Source organism: bacterium (assembly GCA_037131655.1).
Classification (GTDB): domain Bacteria; phylum Armatimonadota; class Fimbriimonadia; order Fimbriimonadales; family JBAXQP01; genus JBAXQP01.
Genome location: JBAXQP010000265.1, coordinates 1 through 3813, shown reverse-complemented (window position 1 = coordinate 3813; position 3813 = coordinate 1). Strand labels below are relative to the sequence as shown.

Here is a 3813-nt window from a genome sequence, read left to right as displayed (position 1 = left end):
GAGGTTCCGGAATACCCGCCTCTATTTTTAAATAATCAAGATATGAACTACTTATGGGCTATTGGGGATTTGGCTTCAGCTATCTTTTGCCTCATCACAACAAGCGCACGCTGGAGTTGAATATCTTTCTTATCGTTTTTCTCGTTAGAGAATGTCCAATCATCCGAGGGCTTGACCTCGATATCAGGTTGAATACCGCCGCCTTCAAACTTGCCGGTGGGCAAGCGTTTGCGGTTGATATCAGTTCCATTAGGTGTTAGATATCGAGCGGTCGTTATCGCAGTGGCCGTATTTCCCGGCAACTGAATTACCGTTTGAACCAACCCCTTGCCGAAGGTGCGTTCCCCCATGACAGTCGCAATATTATAATCCTTCAAACAACCAGAGAGGATTTCGCTAGCGCTTGCACTGCTGCCGTTGACAAGCAGGATAATTGGATAATCATGCTTATGGTAGAGGTTTGGATAAGGGTTAAGGTTCTCTCTTGCGCCATTTCGGCTTTGGATAATGACAACCGGTCCTCTATTTTCGAATCTGCTGGCAATCTGAACCGCGCTCACTAGTAGGCCGCCTGGGTTGAATCTCAAATCGAGAATTAAGCCTTTGATGTTCTTGCTTTCGAGCTTATCAAGAGCGTCTTCTAATTGATTAGAAGCCTTCTCATTAAACTGCCCAAGCCACAAGCGACCGATGCCTTCTTTTTCATCTTCGATAAACCATTCCACCGTTGGTGAGTTGATAATGTCTCGTACGATAGTCAGATCGATCGGCTTTGCAGAATTTTTGCGCTTAATGGTTAGGGTGACGGGTTTGCCGCGAGTGCCGCGGATCAGGCGCACAATTTTATCAATGTCCATACCAGCGACAACTTTGGCATCGACTTTAATAATAATATCGTTAGATTTAATGCCTTTTTTGAACGCAGGGCTATTCGGAATCGGTCGTTTAACAACTGCTCCAAGTGGATCGGCTTCGAGTTGCGCGCCGATGCCAACGAAGTCGCCGCGGGTATCTTCCTGCATTTGGTTGTACTCAGTGGGGTCCATAAAACGAGTGAAAGGATCACCCAAAGCATTCAACATTCCTCTAATACCGGCATAGGTCAGCTCAGATTCCTTGAGCTTGCTACGGTCATAGTATTCGTTTTTAATCGTCCCTAAAACGCTAGTAAAGGTATCGAGGGGTTTCAGGGTTTCTGATTTATCGTTGTTAAATACGAGATGAACGCGCATCGGAAGCTGTTTTATTGAGGAGGCTAAATCGAGATAGCCCACCCGTTTTATATCGCCATAGAGGTATCCCGATAGAAAGACGGCGAGAATTATAATAAGTGTAAACGGCATCCAGAGTAAAGTTGATCCACGTTGTTTAAACATTAGACGCCTCCTTTCGATAGAAGCGCCAACGCCCGTTGCAACGGTACATCTTTAGTCGTATCGCCATAATTTCCTGCACTGGTTGCAGTTTCGTCAGGTTTAATACCGATCTTGCTAAACGTCTTGTTTTTTGGTGAATAGTACATGCCTGTGGTTAGGATAACCATCGAGCCGTCACGCATTGGGATCGGTTTGTAGACCATCGCATCTCCATGGGTGGCTCCCCCAATAACCTTAGCGTCTGCCTTTTCACGAAGTGCGGCAGTCATCATTTCGGCTATGTTATTCGTGCCATGATCGGTAAGTACCACTATCGGTATTCCCAGTTTTGTGCCAGTCGTAATTTTTAAGGGCTTCTTTGTCTTATCACCTTTGTGAACTTCTAATTGGGCAACGACTGTATTAGCGGGAAGGATAGTTTGTAGAATTTTCAACGCGTTGGCCTCAGATCCGCCCGGGTTATCGCGCAGGTCGATTACTAAAGCTTTCATACGTGGTTTAAGCGCCATGACTGCCGTCGCAAAGTCAGAAGCTGCCTGCTCATTGACTAACCGTACTTGAATATAGCCCCACTTCTCGTTTAATAAGTGGTAGTCGATGGGGTCGACATTAGTGGCGGCTGCCAAAATGGTAACTTCAATCGGGTTCTTGACACCGGCTCGCTTGATAGTGAGTTTTATTGGCTGATCGGATGGCTGACTGAGGATTTTAACTGCTTCGGAAATCAGTATCGCATTCTCTTGCTTTGCGATTGCTTCCTTGGCAACTTTCGCATAATCTGATTGAGTAGCTTTCTTATTTATAACCGCTTTGCGTAGCGGTTCCAATTCGTCAATGATATTGTGTGAGAGTACCCATCGGCCGTTGACTGCATCGATCACATCGTCCGGTTTTAACCCGGCTTTTTCTGCTGGACTGCCTGGCATAGGTGTAATCACTTCAAGCACATAATGTTGCATGCCATTTTCGAACCGATGGTCAGTGGTGAGGTAAGCGCCTATGCCATTGAATTGGCCTCGAAGCGCATCTTCACGCGCCTTGACTTCTTCAGGTTCAAGAAGGCGGTTCCCTGGATTTTCGAGGTAAGCGAGCATTCCGCGTATCGTCCCATACGAGAGTTTCTTATCATCTTTATTATCGAGTTTATCGACATATTCGTTTTTGACAAGTTGATACACGTTGTAATAAAGCTCTGTTGTATTGACTCCCTCATCAGCATTAAGCATAGGGTCGCTCGATGCGATTTGAGATGAATGATTAGACGAATTTGAGGCAGCTTTGCTTTCGGCTTTCTGAAGTTCGATAGAACTTGTGCTTAATCCTCCATAGAATGCGAGGAATGAGAGGACTATCGTAATGCTAACCAGCATTGTTAAACGTGATTTATTCACGAACTACACCCTCCGGTTGAATTGAACCAAACTCGATTATACCTATGTAAAGATTGAAAGTCCAAATAAGAGACTATCTGAGGGATAGGCGCCCTTGGAACAGTATGACTTTCATTCCTTACTAATTACTTAACGATAAAACTCGGGGTTAAATTCCTCCCATTTAACACTTGTATGCAATTTGTGTACGCCAGCGTCCATTGTTAGCACCAACCGCATGCCCCCGCCTGATTTGGGAGTTCCATAACTATCGTTTTTGTTGAACTTCGAAGCCCAATGCCAGTTGCATATGGCTATCGGTGTTAAATCGCGCCATTTCCCGTCGCCATAATGGGGTTTATGGTTCCACCAATCCAGCTTCATTTGATTGGCTTCAAGCGAGTCGCTTACCCATGCAGGGATATAATCATAACTGACACCGCTGGGAAGAAAATCATTGCCCTCATTAAGCATGGTTCCTTCATGCAAGCCAAAAGTGCGGTCTTCCGGGCATATCAAAACTTGAGTGTTCCCATTCAAATATCTCGGGTAGATCATCGAAAGCCTCAAGGGTAGAAGGTTATAATCTTCTTTATATAGATGAAGCCCAAAACCTAACTGGCGGAGATTATTGATGCAATGAGTTCGACGTCCTTGCTTACGGGCGCTTGCAAACACAGGAAAGAGAAGCGCCGCCAATATAGCGATGATGGCGATAACCACCAGCAGTTCGATTAAGGTAAATCCCCAGCGTCTAAGCATCCAACCTCCTGATTAATAACTATATGTAAGATGTTCAAACACAGGCAGCGTTACATTCGTTGTCTATAGAGGTTAAAATCAATAGCTGAAATGAGTGGAAGCTTTTCCTTCCAGGTGGACTAGAATCCCCCGTTGGGCTGAAGGTACCCGTAATATATGCTCGTCAGCTGATATGCAGCAAGTTAGTTTAGTGCCATTTGATCTGATATTGTCTGCCTTCCTTATTGACCTAGCCCAGGGATGTTGTAACCTAATGAAATTGGCTGTAATTGGGGGGGGGCATCTCACATTCCCATCTCCATGAA

At 45.2% G+C, this 3813-nt stretch carries 3 protein-coding genes; all 3 read right to left on the bottom strand.

Translation table 11 applies throughout. The features are described 5' to 3' along the window. Positions 1-47: 47 nt before the first annotated feature. Complete coding sequence (locus WCO51_10895; protein ID MEI6513761.1) at positions 48-1376, bottom strand: S41 family peptidase; 1329 nt, start codon at positions 1374-1376, stop codon at positions 48-50. Continuing rightward, entirely contained in the window at positions 1376-2767 is a 1392-nt protein-coding gene (locus WCO51_10890) for a S41 family peptidase (protein MEI6513760.1), read from the bottom strand. The genes WCO51_10895 and WCO51_10890 overlap by 1 nt, the downstream gene beginning before the upstream one ends. A gap of 129 nt (positions 2768-2896) precedes the next feature. Then, a complete protein-coding gene (locus WCO51_10885; protein MEI6513759.1) occupies positions 2897-3508 on the bottom strand; it encodes a DUF1559 domain-containing protein in 612 nt (203 codons plus the stop codon). Positions 3509-3813 lie beyond the last annotated feature (305 nt).